12 protein-coding genes are annotated in these 14,744 nt (G+C 61.0%); 7 read left to right on the top strand and 5 right to left on the bottom strand.

What is annotated here, in order from left to right; all coding sequences use genetic code 11:
- The first annotated feature begins 87 nt into the window (after nucleotides 1–87).
- Nucleotides 88–1,692 carry an EAL domain-containing protein gene (locus PFU01S_RS19280; protein WP_027913229.1) on the top strand — a complete coding sequence of 535 codons (1,605 nt, stop codon included), beginning with the start codon at nucleotides 88–90 and terminating at the stop codon, nucleotides 1,690–1,692.
- Between the two features lie 15 nt (nucleotides 1,693–1,707).
- On the opposite strand, the gene PFU01S_RS19275 is transcribed toward PFU01S_RS19280, so the two are convergent.
- A complete protein-coding gene (locus tag PFU01S_RS19275) occupies nucleotides 1,708–3,474 on the bottom strand; it encodes a KinB sensor domain-containing domain (protein WP_033737087.1) in 1,767 nt (588 codons plus the stop codon).
- Nucleotides 3,475–3,485: 11 nt separating this feature from the next.
- The gene (gene algB, locus PFU01S_RS19270; protein WP_028687766.1) at nucleotides 3,486–4,832 is read right to left on the bottom strand and encodes a sigma-54-dependent response regulator transcription factor AlgB; all 1,347 of its coding nucleotides are present in this window, start codon (nucleotides 4,830–4,832) and stop codon (nucleotides 3,486–3,488) included.
- 211 nt (nucleotides 4,833–5,043) lie between these two features.
- On the opposite strand from algB, the gene PFU01S_RS19265 reads away from it, so the two are divergent.
- The 6 genes from PFU01S_RS19265 (at nucleotide 5,044) to PFU01S_RS19240 (ending at nucleotide 10,414) form a co-directional block, all read left to right on the top strand.
- Nucleotides 5,044–5,865, top strand: a complete 822-nt coding sequence (locus PFU01S_RS19265) for a BON domain-containing protein (RefSeq protein WP_027913226.1) — start codon at nucleotides 5,044–5,046, stop codon at nucleotides 5,863–5,865.
- A gap of 173 nt (nucleotides 5,866–6,038) precedes the next feature.
- Entirely contained in the window at nucleotides 6,039–6,329 is a 291-nt protein-coding gene (locus tag PFU01S_RS19260) for a hypothetical protein (protein ID WP_027913225.1), read from the top strand.
- A gap of 34 nt (nucleotides 6,330–6,363) precedes the next feature.
- Entirely contained in the window at nucleotides 6,364–6,525 is a 162-nt protein-coding gene (locus tag PFU01S_RS21945) for a DUF1328 domain-containing protein (protein ID WP_023532363.1), read from the top strand.
- On the top strand, nucleotides 6,522–6,992 hold the full coding sequence (locus tag PFU01S_RS19250; protein ID WP_028687767.1) for an inhibitor of vertebrate lysozyme family protein: 471 nt from the start codon (nucleotides 6,522–6,524) through the stop codon (nucleotides 6,990–6,992). The genes PFU01S_RS21945 and PFU01S_RS19250 overlap by 4 nt, the downstream gene beginning before the upstream one ends.
- A 729-nt stretch (nucleotides 6,993–7,721) precedes the next feature.
- Nucleotides 7,722–9,050: a glutamate/aspartate:proton symporter GltP gene (gene gltP, locus PFU01S_RS19245; protein ID WP_023532821.1), complete on the top strand. Its 1,329-nt coding sequence runs from the start codon at nucleotides 7,722–7,724 to the stop codon at nucleotides 9,048–9,050.
- A 134-nt stretch (nucleotides 9,051–9,184) separates the two neighbouring features.
- A complete protein-coding gene (locus tag PFU01S_RS19240) occupies nucleotides 9,185–10,414 on the top strand; it encodes a nucleoside recognition domain-containing protein (protein WP_023532681.1) in 1,230 nt (409 codons plus the stop codon).
- A gap of 31 nt (nucleotides 10,415–10,445) precedes the next feature.
- Here the strand turns inward: PFU01S_RS19240 and PFU01S_RS19235 are convergent, their stop codons facing one another.
- From PFU01S_RS19235 to PFU01S_RS19225, 3 genes are all read right to left on the bottom strand, one after another.
- Nucleotides 10,446–11,468 (bottom strand): DUF5924 family protein, encoded by a 1,023-nt coding sequence (locus PFU01S_RS19235; protein ID WP_027913223.1) that lies wholly within the window; start codon nucleotides 11,466–11,468, stop codon nucleotides 10,446–10,448.
- A gap of 76 nt (nucleotides 11,469–11,544) precedes the next feature.
- Nucleotides 11,545–12,951, bottom strand: coding sequence for a M16 family metallopeptidase (locus tag PFU01S_RS19230; RefSeq protein ID WP_028687768.1), 1,407 nt, complete (start codon nucleotides 12,949–12,951; stop codon nucleotides 11,545–11,547).
- A 30-nt stretch (nucleotides 12,952–12,981) separates the two neighbouring features.
- Entirely contained in the window at nucleotides 12,982–14,640 is a 1,659-nt protein-coding gene (locus PFU01S_RS19225) for a Na/Pi cotransporter family protein (RefSeq protein ID WP_027913221.1), read from the bottom strand.
- Nucleotides 14,641–14,744: the final 104 nt, after the last annotated feature.

The raw sequence follows: 14,744 nt of genomic DNA, 5'->3' as shown, positions 1-14,744 counted from the left end.
TTTGGTCCTCGCGCAAGCGAAGCGCTAAACGGCAAAGGTAATTGTCCATTGAGTTGCTATACCTTGGTAATCAACTGGATGCCTTCGATGCCTGATCGCCTAGCGGCCTTGCGCCAATTTTTCTACCGCCCCTGGATGCTTGCCGCTTTGGCGGCAATCGCCAGTGCCGCCCTATTGCTAACCGCCAGCATCGCCATTGCGTTGCAGCAGATGAAGCAAAGTGAGAGCGAACAGATGAATGCTCAGGGCGAGCGTTTTCTGGAACGACTGGAACAGGTATTCGGGCAGTTGCGCGAAGGTGTGGACTTATTGGAGACGCAACCTTTGCGTGGCTGCGGCCCCGCCATGCTGACGGCCTTGCAGCAGATCGGCTTGAGTTCACGGTTCATCTACGAGGCGGCCTATGTCGACGGTAATGTTGCCTGCTCGAACCGAGGTGACGAGCGGGCTTTCGTGCCGCTGCGCCCGCCAGACATCAAGGGGCCGGTCTACAGCTACTGGCTCAACACCACCACCGAGCCCGACGAAAACCTTGCCGCCCTGATGTTGGGGCGTGGCCGGTTTCTGGTGTCCACGTCCCGTGGGCATCTGACCGATGTAGTGGATTTGCCTCCGGGCGGGAGCTTGTTGGTCGTGCTGGACAACGGTGCTCGGGCGATCCCGGTGCTGGGCCCGCCCCAGGTGTGGCCACCGCCTTCTGTGTGGTCGACCAGTCACAAAACGTTGCTGGAGTTCAGCGATCGTCTCATCTATCGCATGCCCACCAAGTCTCCTGATTACCAGTTGGTTCTGATTGCACCACGCGCAAGTCTCCCCCTGCGCATGAATGGCGCCCTGTGGCTGCTGTTTCCAGGCAGCGTACTGGGAGCTTGTTGCATTGGCTGGCTGGTCCTGCAATTGGCTCAACAGCGACGCTCCATGAGCTCGGAGCTTCAGCAAGCGCTGAGTCGTGGCCAGCTGCAAGTGCTCTACCAGCCGATTTTCGAGCTCGACAGCAGGCGCTGTGTCGGCGCCGAGGCATTGGTGCGCTGGCGTCGTCCCGATGGCAGCCTGACCAGCCCTGAGCTGTTCATACCGCTGGCCGAGAATACCGGGCAGATCCGTGAAATCACCGACTTCGTCCTGCGACGCGTCCTTGAGCAACTCGGCCCTCTGTTGCGCTCAAGGCCCATGCTCTACATCTCGGTGAACCTGGCGGCGTGCGACGTGATGGTTCCGCGTGTTGGGGAAGTGGCGGCGCGCCTGCTGGCGCTGCACCGGGTGGCCCCGAGGCAGATCGCTTTCGAGGTGACCGAACGGGGCCTGATCGATGTGGTGGTGGCGCGCGAAAACTTGCAAGCGTTGCGCGCCGAGGGCCATCAAGTGCTGATCGACGATTTCGGCACGGGTTATTGCAGCCTGGCCTACCTTCAGACCTTGCCCGTGGATTGCCTGAAAATCGACAAGGCATTCATCGATGCGCTGGGCCACGATGCCGCCAGCAGCGGTGTGGCACCCCATATCATCCGCATGGCCCACGACCTGCATCTACGGGTGATCGCCGAAGGTATCGAGCGTGAGGACCAGGCGCTGCTGCTGCTTGGCGAAGGGGTGAAGTACGGCCAGGGCTGGCTGTTCGCCAAGGCCCTGACGGCCCGGCAGTTTGCCGAGCTGGTCACGCGGGATAAGTTGCCACGGGGCAGACAGGCCTGACAGGCCTTGCGAGCGTCAGACCGGCAGGGCCAGGTAGAACTGGGTACCTTCACCTGGTCGCGAGAAGACGCCCATGCGCCCACCGTGCAACTGCACGATTTCCTTGCACAGGGCCAGTCCCAGGCCGGCCCCGCCCTTCTTGCGGCCCACTTGCACGAACGGCTCGAAGATGCGGCCCTGCTGACCATAGGCGATACCCTCGCCCGTGTCCTCGACACTGATGATCACGCGTTCGGCATGGCGGCGCGCATGCAGGCGGATGCGCCCGCCCTGGGGGGTGTGCCTGACCGCATTGTGCAGCAGGTTGTCCAGCACGCGGTCGAGCTGAGCAACGTCAGCCTGGATGCGCGGCAGTGGCGGTTCCAGGGCCAAGACCAGTTCGATCTGCTTCTGGCCCGCCTGATCGGCGAAGCGCACTTGCGCCCGCTCCAGCAATTCATCGATGGCACAGGGCGCCAGCTCGAGCTTTTGCAGACCGCTTTGATAGCGGCTGAAGTTGAGCAAGTCGTTGATCAACTGGGTCAGGCGCTGCATTTCTTCGCCAATGGTTTCCAGCAGATCGTATTCACGCGCTTCCTCGGGAAACTTGACCCGTTCGCGCAGCAAGCCGAACGCCATGTGCATACCGGTGACAGGCGTACGCAGCTCGTGGGAGGCGCGTAGCACGAACTCGCTGCGCACCCGCTCGAAGGCACGCTGTTCGGTCACATCGTGCAGCACCATCACGGCGCCCAGGATCGGGCCCTGAGGATGGCTGACGGGCGTCAAGCTATAGGTCAACAGACGCGTTTCCTCGTCAACGTCGATGTGAAGGTCGTCCGGTTGGCGGTCCAGACTGCCGCCGCGTAGCACCTGGCACAGTTGCTGTTCCAGTTCAGGTCGTTCCAGGGCTTCGGCCAGGCTGCTGCCAACGCGGCTGTCGTTCCAGCCCAGTTGGCGTTGAGCAACCGGGTTCAGGTGCTCAAGCAGGCCCTGTCGGTCGATGATCAGCAGGCCATCATCGATACTGTCGAGCACGGCTTGCAGGCGCTGCTGCCCGGCGAGCAATTCGTCGACATTGGTGGCCTGGTGCTTGCGCAGGGCGTCGGCCATGATCCCGAAGCGACGCGTGAGCTGGTTCAGTTCGCTGGCTTGAGTGATCGGGAGTGTGACATCGAAATTGCCCTTGCCCAGCTGATCGGCTGCCTTGGCCAGGGCCTCGATGGGCTGGCCGAATCGGCGGGCAATGTTGTGGGCCGTGATGAAGCCCAAAACCAGGACCACCAGGCCCATCAGGCCCAGCACGCCGCCTACCAGCAGTGCGCGGGCACGGCTTTGTTCTTCGCTGCGAGCGATGTTGGCCAGCGCTTGTTTGTGGGAATCGATCAGGTCGGTACGCACTTGATTGAATGCGGCGCCCAGTGGCTGGTCCACGGCCAGGCTGCGCGAGGGCGCTGGGGTGGCGTGGTAAGCCTCGAGAAATGCCTGGTAGTGGTCGCGGGCTTCGCTGAACCCTGGCCGCTGGCCACCGTCGGCCAGGCCTTGGTCGAGCAGGCGTTGGAAGTCGTCTTGCAGCGTTTGCAACTGACCTGGAGCCGTGTCCGTATCCAGCAGCAGGATAAGCTGCTCACCCAGGTTCTGGCGTAGCTTTAGCCCTACATCCAGCGAGTGGTTGGTGTCGCGAACCAGCGCCTGCTGGGCCGAAGCCATCTGCAGGACACTGACCAGGCCGAGTAGCAACCCCAACAGGGCGACCGTGACCAGCGCCGAGATGCTGAGAAAGAGCCGCGTGCGCAGCTTCATGGTCGGCCACTTCACAGGTTGTACTGCTTACTCTTGCGATACAGGGTCGATGCGTCGATTCCGAGGGTCTTGGCGGCTTGGTCGAGCGTGTCGCTGGCGGCCAGCACAGCGCCGATGTGCGCGCGCTCAAGCTCATCCAGGCTCAAGGCGGCCCCTACGCGCGGCGCGTTGCTGGCCGGTTGCTCGCCCATGCCCAGATGGCTGATCTCGACCTTTTCCTGGGGGCAGATGATGCTGGCCCGCTCGATCACGTTACGCAATTCGCGAATGTTGCCCGGCCAGCGATAATTGAGCAGCGCTGCACGTGCTTCCTCACTGAAACCGCGGGCCGGCCTTGAGTATTCCTTGACGAAGCGCGCCAGAAAGCGGTCGGCAAGCGTGAGGATGTCTTCACTGCGCTCGCGCAGGGGCGGCAGGTGCAAGGTAATGACGTTCAGGCGGTAGAGCAGGTCTTCGCGGAAACGACCCTCGCGCACCATTTCTTCAAGGTTGAGGTTGGTGGCGGCGAGAATGCGCACATCGGCCCGGCGGGTGACCGGGTCGCCAACACGCTCATATTCCTTGTCCTGGATAAAGCGCAGCAACTTGGGTTGCAGGGTCAGGGGGAAGTCACCGATTTCATCGAGGAACAAGGTGCCGCCGTCCGCCTGGTTGACTCGGCCAAGGGTGCTTTCGCTGGCGCCGGTAAAGGCCCCTCGCGTGTGACCGAACAATTCGCTTTCCATCAGCTCGGCATTGAGCGACGGGCAGTTGATGGTCACGCAGGCCTTGCGTGCGCGCTTGCTCCAGCCGTGGATGGCGCGAGCCAACTCACCCTTGCCGGTCCCGGATTCGCCCAGGATCAGGATGTTGGCATCAGTGGTTGCCACCTGGCGGGCTGTTTCCAGTACGACCATCATGGCCGGGCTGTGGGAGTCGAGGCCATCCTTGGGCTTGCGCACTTCGCCTTCCAAGGCTTCCAGGCGGGCGGAAAGCTGGCGCACCTCCAGTTGCTTGGCTGTGGCCAGGCGCAACTGGTCTGGACTGCAAGGCTTGACCAGGTAGTCGGCGGCGCCGGCCTGGATGGCATCGACCGCTGTATCGATGGCGGAGTGGGCGGTCACGATGACCACACGCATCCACGGCGCCTGAACGCGCATCTGGGCCAACACGTCCAGGCCATTGTCTTCGCCAAGGCGCAGGTCAAGGAAGCACAGGTCGAACACCTGGCGCTGCAGCAGGCTCTCCGCCTGAGTGGCGCTGTTGGCGGTCGCCACGCTATAGCCCTCGTCTTCCAGGCAGTAGCGGAAGGTGCGCAGGATCGCGGACTCGTCATCCACCAGCAGAATGCGGCCTTGCTTGTCCTGGGCTGATTCCATGTACCTGCGCTCCTTTGGGAAATATCTTTGTTTAGTGTGGGAAAAATCGGGCAAGTTGCATGGTCAATTCTGAAGGATTCTGCCCTTTGCACGCCAGCGAGTCGACCAGCATGCTCAAAAGTCCCGGGGGACTGGCGATTTGCTTAGAGAGGGTGGTTGGCACATTGGTTGCGAAGAGTTTCAGATTTTGCCTACAAAAGGAGAGTACGACATGCCCTTCCCCTTTCGCGCGCTTGCGCTAGCGGTCAGTTTGCTGCCCTTCGTCGCTGTGGCGAGTGGAGATCCTGTTCACGATGCTCGCTTGGAAGGTTCGCTGCAGACGGCAGTGTCCCTGAACCGGATCCTCAACCCTTATCGGATCACCGTTGAGGTCGACGGCGCATCGGCGCGTTTGGCTGGGGAGGTCGAAAATGAGGTTGAGCGCCGTTTGGTCGAGGAAGTGGCCTTGGCCACTTCAGGTATCGAGAAGGTCGACAATCAGGTAAAGGTCAATCCTGAGCTGGTTGAGCGACCGCTGGCGTTGCGAGCCTATGCCCGGCGCACGGAAGACGTGACGCTGACGGCGGTCATACGGTCACGGCTGTTGTGGAGCCGCCTGACCGAGAAGGCATCTATAGAAGTGCAAAGTGACAGCGGTGTCATCACGCTCCGGGGTCGGGTAGACAATCCCGAGGCCAAGGAGCTTGCGGGCGTCGTGGCACGTACCACCGAGGGGGTGTACCTGGTCAACAACCTGATCAGCCTGGACACCGCCGCCATGATCAAAGCCAAAGGCCAGCCCGTGGATGCCCCGAGCGGACCACAGCCAAGCGATGCCTGGATCGTGGATAAAGTCCAAAGCAGTTACAGCTTCAGCCGCAACCTCGACGGGCTGAATCTGAAGGTGGTGAGCCAGGATGGCTTGGTACGACTCTCCGGCGAAGTCGTTAGCCCCGAGCAGAAAAATATCGCGATGGACATCGCCAGGCAGATCATCGGAGTACGTGGCGTAGATGCCGACATGCTCAAGGTGGCAACCAAGGTTGAGGGGTGATCGTGCATTTCGCACGGCCCCCCAGGGTGCATCGTGCAGGATACGTGGTAGGTCCTAATGGTTCAATCTTTTAACTCATTGAAAAATAAGGATTTTTTCTAATTTGAAAGCTGGCACGCAGGCTGCAATTACTTGTTCAAGTCTGGACAAAAATTACAGCAGGAGAAGCCGGCATGAACCGCCCATCTGTCAACCGTTTGCAAGTTACCGCCCTGCCACTGCGTCAGATCATGTCGCTTGGCATCGCGGTCATGCTGACCTTGGCAGCAGGGCTGTTCTACTACAGTGTGCAAACCGCCCGGTTGGCCGATCAGGTAGCGGCGCAAACCGCCCTGCTGTCGCAGATCCAGAACACCCGCGCCAGTAACCTCGTTCAGGCAGCCGAGCCGCTGCCATCGAAGGGTAAGGCCGAGTCCCCTGCAACCGTTGAACATGTCGTACCACAGGACCGTTGGGTGTTCTGATCACCCTGCTTTTGAAAAACAAAGGAGAATCACCATGCTGAGCTGGGCTATCACTTTCCTCATCATTGCCATCGTCGCTGCAGTTCTGGGCTTTGGTGGTATCGCTGGCGCTGCAACGGGTATCGCCAAGATCCTGTTCATCGTCTTCCTGGTTCTTTTCGTGGCTTCGTTCTTCTTTGGACGCGGTCGCAGATGAGCAGGCTGTTGCGCAATGCCGTAGCTGGCGTTCTGATGATGGGCGCCACTGCAGCAGCGTTGGCGGCCAATGATGGCCAGCTACGTGTCGATCAATTGCTGGGTAGCGATGCCGAATACCGGGAATCTTGGCAGGATGCTGTCAAAGGCGAGGAACGCCTGCCCGATTGGGTATTGAACCTCACGGGGAGTTCGTCTCAGCAGATGTCGGCGGTCACGGAAGACGGTGATAAGTACCTCGTGGGCCCGCTCTGCGAAGCCGCGGACAAATGCACTTACAAGCGTTTGATCGTGGCATTCAGCTGGGACAAGGATGATGCCTACGGGATGCTGGTGGAGGTACCGGAAGGCCTGCCCAGCGACAAGTCGCCTACCCGCCATGCGCAGTACCGGTGGCTTGGCGAACCTGATGATGGCATGAAAGCCCTGCTTCAGGAGCAACTCAAGCAGGACCCGAACTGGTACTGAGTCGCAAGACCAGTGTGGTTCAGGTCCGGCACTGTCATGAAATAGAAGCTGAACGGCCGTAGGCTTGCAGCCTTCTATGATGCGCCGCTCCGAGGAGGAGCAGCACATGACCAAGGGGCCGGGCTGTTCTGATCGCTACAGGATCGGAGTGGCCTAGGGGTACAGGGAGTGCCTCCACCTGTTGGGCCGGGTCAGGTAAGGCAGAATCGGAAGTTCCAGGTCAGTAGAGCCCTGAACGATCTTCAGGGTGGACCTGGCTTCCGAGGAGCCATCCAAATATCAGTGCACGATGCACGAATTCCCTCTCGGGACACATTTTGTCTCAACCGCATGTCTTTTTTTTCCTCAGCCGTGCTATCAATACGAGCTGCGTTTGAAGCATTCGGATTGTCGAACAACCTGATTTTTCCTACGTGCTTTTGCGACTATTCCAGCCGCCATTTGGCGTTTATGTCCTATTCGGGTTTCCGAACGGCGCACCGCATGTCAGTTATTTCCCTCGAAATGCCTCCACTTTCCCATGCTTGATCGGTATGGGGTATGCGTTTCCGGCATTAGATTTCCCTCTTTCCCATCGCAATAGTTGCGGCCTTTTTCGCCGACCGAGCCCTGCGCTCGTCTGCGCTGTCCTTACAACACGTCGCTGATCGGCGCATTCGCCCCGGGGTTGTTTCCACAGTTTTCCGGTAGCCGTTAGTTGACATGACCACTACAACAAAGGGTAAAGACATGAAGAAGGCAAAACTGAGCCTCGCCTGGCAGATCGTCATCGGTCTGGTCTTGGGCGTTGCAATCGGCGCGCTCCTGAACCACTTCAGTGCGGAAAAGGCCTGGTGGATCAGCAACGTCCTTCAGCCTGCTGGTGATATCTTCATTCGCCTGATCAAGATGATCGTGGTCCCGATCGTGATCTCGTCGCTGATCGTGGGCATCGCCGGGGTTGGCGACGCCAAGAAGCTTGGCAGTATTGGCCTGAAGACCATCCTTTACTTCGAAGTCGTCACGACCATCGCCATTGTCGTGGGCCTGGTGCTTGCCAACCTGTTCCATCCGGGCGCCGGCATCGACATGAGCACCCTCGGCACCGTGGACATCTCCAAGTACCAGGCGACCGCCGCCGAGGTGCAGCATGAGCATGCCTTCATCGAGACCCTGCTCAATCTGATTCCGTCGAATATCTTCGCGGCGCTGATGCGCGGTGAGATGCTGCCGATCATCTTCTTCTCGGTCATGTTCGGCCTTGGCCTCTCCAGCCTGCAAGCCGAGCTGCGCGATCCGCTGGTACGCACCTTCCAGGCCGTATCGGAAACCATGTTCAAAGTCACTCACATGATCATGAAGTACGCGCCGATCGGTGTGTTCGCGCTGATCGCGGTGACCGTTGCCAACTTTGGCTTCAGCTCATTGCTGCCACTGGCCAAGCTGGTCCTGCTGGTGTATTTCGCCATCGCCTTCTTCGCCTTCATGGTGCTGGGGCTGGTAGCGCGCCTGTTCGGCTTCTCGGTGATCAAGATCATGCGCATCATGAAAGATGAGCTGATCCTGGCCTACTCCACCTCAAGCTCGGAAACCGTCCTGCCACGGGTTATCGAGAAGATGGAGAAATACGGTGCGCCCAAATCGATCTGCTCGTTCGTGGTGCCTACCGGCTACTCGTTCAACCTCGACGGCTCTACCCTGTACCAGAGCATCGCGGCCATCTTCATCGCCCAGCTCTACGGCATCGACCTGTCGTGGAGCCAGCAGCTGCTGCTGGTACTGACCTTGATGGTGACCTCTAAAGGTATTGCCGGAGTACCGGGTGTTTCGTTCGTGGTACTGCTGGCCACCCTGGGTAGCGTGGGTATCCCGCTGGAAGGTCTGGCGTTCATTGCCGGTGTCGACCGCATCATGGACATGGCCCGCACGGCACTCAACGTGATCGGTAATGCCCTGGCCGCGCTGGTCATCTCCCGCTGGGAAGGTATGTACGACGCAGCCAAGGGCGAGCTGTACTACGCCTCGCTGATCGCCGAGAAGCCTGAAGCTGCCATGGTGGGTGAAGCAGCCAAGCGCTGAGGCCAAGCCTGTTGGACACAAAGCCCCGACATGTCGGGGCTTTTTGTTGTCTGCGGCATCTACACTCACGGCGGGCCGCAGCCAGGGCGGTGTTCGATACGTTATGATTCGGGCATTTCGGGGGAGGTACGTGGATGCTCAACGGCTTGTGGCTCGGCTTTTTCCTGGTAGCGGCCATATCTGCCATGGCTCAATGGCTAGTGGGTGGCAACGCTGGCATCTTCGCGGCCATGGTCGAAAGCATCTTCGCCATGGCGAAACTTTCCGTCGAGGTCATGGTATTGCTGTTCGGCACCCTGACGCTGTGGCTGGGCTTTCTGAAGATTGCCGAGCAGGCGGGTATCGTCGAATGGCTGGCCAAGGTGCTGGGCCCCTTGTTCGCACGGCTGATGCCAGAAGTGCCGCCTGGGCACCCCGCGCTGGGGCTGATCACCATGAACTTTGCGGCCAACGGTCTGGGCCTGGACAACGCTGCTACCCCTATCGGCTTGAAGGCCATGCGTGCCCTGCAGACGCTCAACCCCAGCAGCACCACGGCCAGCAATGCACAGATCCTGTTCCTGGTGCTCAATGCGTCTTCCTTGACCCTGCTCCCTGTGACCGTCTTCATGTACCGGGCTCAGCAAGGCGCGCCCGACCCAACCATGGTGTTCCTGCCTATCCTGCTGGCCACCAGTGTGTCGACGCTGGTAGGGCTGCTGTCGGTCGCGGTGATGCAGCGTTTGCGGCTATGGGACCCTGTGGTGCTGGCTTACCTGGTGCCCGGTGCGTTGCTGCTGGGGGGCTTCATGGCCTTTCTCGGCACGTTGTCGGCAGCCGCGCTGGCCAGCTTGTCCTCAATCCTGGGCAACCTCACGCTGTTCGGGGTGATCATCGTCTTTTTGATCATCGGCGCGCTTAAGCGGGTCCAGGTCTACGAAGCGTTCGTCGAAGGGGCGAAGGAAGGCTTCGACGTTGCCAAGAGCCTGCTGCCCTACCTGGTGGCGATGCTGGTGGCGGTCGGTGTGCTGCGCGCATCAGGGGCGCTTGAGGTGGCGTTGGACGGTATTCGCCATGCGGTGAACTGGATGGGCCTGGATACGCGCTTCGTCGAAGGGCTGCCAACTGCCCTGGTCAAGCCGTTTTCCGGCAGTGCCGCACGGGCGATGCTGATCGAGACCATGCAGGCCCAGGGTGTGGACAGCTTCCCTGCCTTGGTCGCTGCGACCATCCAGGGCAGTACCGAAACCACGTTCTACGTCCTCGCCGTGTACTTCGGTGCCGTGGGCATTCAACGGGTGCGCCATGCCGTGGGGTGTGCACTGTTGGCCGAGTTTTCCGGTGTGGTGGCAGCGATCTGCGTTTGCTACTGGTTCTTTGGCTGAACGGCGTTTCAAGTGCTACAGGGTGCGCCGCTCATGAAGCGGCGCCATCCTCGACTACCTTGAAGCGCAGTACGCCTATCACCTGGCCATCCTCGGTCAGCACCCTCACCTGCCAACGCCCCACCGGGTTGGGCGGGAAGTTCTGCTTGTGGGTCCAGGCCCGATAGCCTTCCTTGCGCCCACCGTGAATGTCCAGGGCGATACGGTCCACCTCCTGCCCGTCTTTCTGCCACACATGGTAGATCCGCTCATTCAGGCCGCGCGGCGCGTTGATGGCGGTGTAGGCGTACAGGCCGCTGCTGCGAATACGGCTGGCAGCGATTTTATCCAGTGAATCTCCCGGCTCACGGTTGATGACCTCGGTACTCACGGCGACCTCGGTCATCCACAAGGTGGCCGGCGGCACCCAGGAGCGCAACAACCAACCACCGCCACCGACTGCCAGCGTGATCACCACCAGGCCGACACCGCGTCGCCAGTTGCTGACCGGGAAGCTGCTGACCAGGCTTGGGAAGGACAAGGCCATGGCGATGATCAGGGCCAGCTTGAAGCTTTGCGCGGTGGTGAGGTGCAGGATGATCGGCAAAGCCGTCAGCAAGGCGGCGAACAGGGTCAGGGTGTGCAGCGCCATGAACAGCCAGCGCCGCGGCGCGAGCCAGCGGTAGTACAGCGGGTCGATGATCGAGACCAGCCCGGCGGCGCCCAGCAAGCCTGTAAAGATCGACTGGCCGCTGTTCCAGGTGGTGGTGATGAAGAAAAACGGCAGCACGAAGAACAGGGATTCCTGGTGGATCATCTGCGTGGCATAGCGCAACAGCGGCTGGGGTATTTCACGCTTGAACGTACGCGTGAACAGGCGAGTGAGCGTGCTTTCGAGCATCAGCCAGACCCAGCTGACCAGCAGCATGACGGCGATCCAGCTGGCAAGCCCCGCCTGCCGGTCGACCAGGATGAAGCTGCCTACACCCGATAGAAAGCCCCCCAAGGCAATGACGCCCGGATAGCGTTTGAGCAGTTCGATGATGCGCTGGGCGATCTTGGGTATTGGGGGCATGGGGGCTGCAATGCTTGGAGTGGCTAGGGGGCGGCCCTTGCATGCACGACGCGGGCATTGAAAGGATACCGCCGTTTCACATGTGCCGAGTAGCACCGCTTGGCTTGTCAGGAGTTTGTCGACGCCAGCGCAGAAGGCACGCGGCGAGCAGCAACCCTGCCAGCAGGAACGACAGACCGTAGAGCTCGTCGTACCCAAGCAGCGGTTTTTCGATACGAATGTAGCCTTCGTGGGCGAGCAACTGCTCGAGCGCCTGGTTGGCTTGCTCCAGTGTCACTCGTCGCAGCTGACGCACAGGGCTGGTGAAGCGGCCGTCGGTGTAGTCGTTCAATGCGCCCCAGTAATAATCGGCAAGGGCACTGTTACCTTGGGTTGCCCAACTTTCCTTGGCGATGCTCGCTTGCTTGATGCGGGCAAAGGTGTCCGGGTCCAGGCCCTGCTTGCGCAAATGATCGAACAAGCGCCGCATGACCTCGATGGCCCTTCCTATATCATCGCGCTCAAGGTCGGCGTTGAGGCTGAGCAGGCCGGTATCACCGAAGCTCTCGCGCTGGACCGAGGGCCCGTAGGACAGGCCGTTGCGCAGGCGCAGCTGGTCGTACACTGCCCAATCCAGATAACGGGAGAGCAGATCCAGGGTGGCCTGATGGTCGTTGTCCAACACTGGCTCGATGAACAGCCAGTGGAGTTTGGCGGTATCGCCCAGCCAGCCGTGCATCAGGTCGCGCCGTTGCTTGGCCTCGTGGCTGATCGATTCCAGATCACGGCGGTCTTCCGGCTCGGTGGCCGGGAGTTCGCCGAAGGTTCTTTCCAGGTAGGCGGGCAACAGGCGGTCAAGGCCACCCACCATGATCAGTGTCATGTTGTTGGCCGCGTACCAACGCTCGCGCAGGCCTTGGACCTGCTCGAGGGTCATGTCGTCGAGGTTGGAGCGCTCGGGGCATTTCAAGCCCAATTCCGTGGCCAATTGCTGCCCGGCGGGGTGGCCGATGTCCTGCCGGTCGAGCCAGCGCTGCAGATGCCCGTAATGGCCACCGTCCTCACGCTCGATGATGCGCTTGGCAGTCGCCAGGGCCTTGGCGTCGATCTGGGTGTCGCGAATGATCGACAGCAACAGATCGAGTACCTTGCGCTGATTGCGTGCGGGCGCCTCGATCACGAACGTGGTGTCGGCATTGCCCGTGAACGCATTCCATTCGCCACCCAGCGCCTGCAGGCGCTCTTCCAGACCCCCTTCGCCCGTGTCATCCACCCCACTGAACAGCAGGTGCTCCAGCAGGTGCGGCAGCTCTTTCTGGTCGCAGCCGAAGTCGTCCAGGCCCACCCCCACGACCAGGCGAATGGACACATGGTCGCGTTCGTAGCCGTCCTTGAGGATGACCTGCAGGCCGTTGGGCAGCAGATAGCCCTCCACGCGAGCGCGGTCCAGGGCAAAGGAGCAGAGGCTACACATCAGCAGGCAGACGAACATCAGGCAACGCATGGGTGAGCGGGGGTCCTCAGGTCGGCGACATCACGGCAGAGGGGCTTCGTCCGGCACGCTGTCGAGCATCAGCCCGCCCGTGTCCGAGCCGCCCAGTACCACATAGGCACTGCTGCAGAACAAAGAGTTCAACCGCTTCATGTCGGCGATAAGCTCCAGGTGGATGGAGCTGGTCTCGATGCTCTGTACCACTTTGCGCTGCAGGCGGCTGACATGGGCGTGGGCCAGGCGCCGTTCCTGGGCGCGAAAACGACGTTTCTCGCGCAGCAGCAAACGCGCGCTTTCCGGGTCGGCGCTGAGGAATACCGAGAGGCCAAGGCGCAAGTTGGCCAGCAATTGCTCCTGCAATCCGGTCAGTTCCTCCAGCCCCATCTGAGAAAAGGCACGGCGTTGGCTTGTCTTCTGCTGCTGGACTTTGCGCAACATGCGTTCGATCAGGTCGCAGGCCAGCTTGAGGTTGACGGCCAGCTCGATGATCTCGGCCCAGCGACGGTTGTCGTGTTCGCTGAGGTCCTCGCGGGTCATCTGCGCCAGGTATAACTTGATGGCGCTGTACAGGGCCTCGGCATCCTCACCCAGTGCGCGTACCTGCTGAGGCAATGCAGCCTGAGTGCCGCGCAGGGCGCCAAGCATGGCTTCAAGCAAGTTGTCGACGATATCGCCCAGGCGCAGCGTCTCCCGGGCAGCATTGGCCAGCGCCAGGCTGGGCGTTTCCAAGGCCGAGGCGTCGAGATGGCGCGGGCGTATCTGCCCGTTGTCGCGCTCGCGCTCTGGCAACAGGCTGTTGCACAGCCTTCCCATGGGCTTGACCGTAGGCAGCATGATCAGGCAGCGGGCCGTGTTGTAGAGCAAGTGGAAGCCAATGACCAGTTCTTGCGGACTGAAACTCAGTGAGTCCATCCAGTCCACCAGCGGGTGGAGCACGGGGATGATCAACAGCAGGCCGATCAGCTTGTACAGCAGGCTGCCCAGCGCCACGCGGCGGCCGGCGGCGTTCTGCATGCTGGTGCTGATGAACGCCAGCAGGCCGCTACCAATGTTGGCGCCGACCACAAGGCCTATGGCCACCGGCAGGCTGATCACCTCGGCACCTGCCAGTGTGGCGGTGAGCAGGACGGCGGCCAGGCTCGAATACGACACCATGGCAAACAATGCACCGACCAGGGCGTCGAGCAGAATGTCGCCGGTCAGCGAGGCGAAAAGCACCTTCACGCCTTGGGCATGGGTGATGGGGGCGGCTGCCTGGACGATCAGTTCCAGCGCCAGGATGATCAGGCCCAGGCCGATGCCGACGCGGCCGAGTTGGCCAGCACGGGTCTGCTTGCGTGAAAGGAAAAAGATCACCCCCAGGAAAATCAGCAGGGGCGAAAGCCAGGACAAGTCGAAGGTCAGTACACGGGCCATGAGCGCCGTGCCCACGTCGGCCCCTAACATGATGGCCAGCGCCGGGGTCATGGCCATCAGGCCCTGACCTACGAATGAGGTGACCAGCATTGCGGTTGCGTTGCTGCTCTGCACCATTGCAGTGACCAGAATGCCCGCGATGAAGGCCAGCGGGCGTTTGTCCATGTTCTGGCCGATGATGCGTCGCAGATCCGAACCGAATACCCGCAAAATGCCGGTTCGCACGATGTGCGTGCCCCACACCAGCAAGGTGACTGCCGAAAGCAGATTGAGTAGGGTCAGCATGACGAGAGCCCCCTGAGTGCACCGGCCAAGGTGGCCGGTCGAAAAGACGCGGGCGCAGTGCTGTTTGCAAAGGCCTGTTCAAGCTTTAGTTCTATTATGCCGCT

This window comes from Pseudomonas fulva NBRC 16637 = DSM 17717 (assembly GCF_000730565.1).
GTDB classification, from domain to species: Bacteria; Pseudomonadota; Gammaproteobacteria; order Pseudomonadales; family Pseudomonadaceae; genus Aquipseudomonas; species Aquipseudomonas fulva.
This window is presented reverse-complemented; position numbering and strand designations above follow the sequence as displayed.

Bases quoted from the DNA above. Each gene is read 5' to 3' on its own strand.
- PFU01S_RS19280 (WP_027913229.1), top strand. From the start codon at position 88: ATGCCTGATCGCCTAGCGGCCTTGCGCCAATTTTTCTACCGCCCCTGG.
- PFU01S_RS19275 (WP_033737087.1), bottom strand. From the start codon at position 3,474: ATGAAGCTGCGCACGCGGCTCTTTCTCAGCATCTCGGCGCTGGTCACG.
- algB (WP_028687766.1), bottom strand. From the start codon at position 4,832: ATGGAATCAGCCCAGGACAAGCAAGGCCGCATTCTGCTGGTGGATGAC.
- PFU01S_RS19265 (WP_027913226.1), top strand. From the start codon at position 5,044: ATGCCCTTCCCCTTTCGCGCGCTTGCGCTAGCGGTCAGTTTGCTGCCC.
- PFU01S_RS19260 (WP_027913225.1), top strand. From the start codon at position 6,039: ATGAACCGCCCATCTGTCAACCGTTTGCAAGTTACCGCCCTGCCACTG.
- PFU01S_RS21945 (WP_023532363.1), top strand. From the start codon at position 6,364: ATGCTGAGCTGGGCTATCACTTTCCTCATCATTGCCATCGTCGCTGCA.
- PFU01S_RS19250 (WP_028687767.1), top strand. From the start codon at position 6,522: ATGAGCAGGCTGTTGCGCAATGCCGTAGCTGGCGTTCTGATGATGGGC.
- gltP (WP_023532821.1), top strand. From the start codon at position 7,722: ATGAAGAAGGCAAAACTGAGCCTCGCCTGGCAGATCGTCATCGGTCTG.
- PFU01S_RS19240 (WP_023532681.1), top strand. From the start codon at position 9,185: ATGCTCAACGGCTTGTGGCTCGGCTTTTTCCTGGTAGCGGCCATATCT.
- PFU01S_RS19235 (WP_027913223.1), bottom strand. From the start codon at position 11,468: ATGCCCCCAATACCCAAGATCGCCCAGCGCATCATCGAACTGCTCAAA.
- PFU01S_RS19230 (WP_028687768.1), bottom strand. From the start codon at position 12,951: ATGCGTTGCCTGATGTTCGTCTGCCTGCTGATGTGTAGCCTCTGCTCC.
- PFU01S_RS19225 (WP_027913221.1), bottom strand. From the start codon at position 14,640: ATGCTGACCCTACTCAATCTGCTTTCGGCAGTCACCTTGCTGGTGTGG.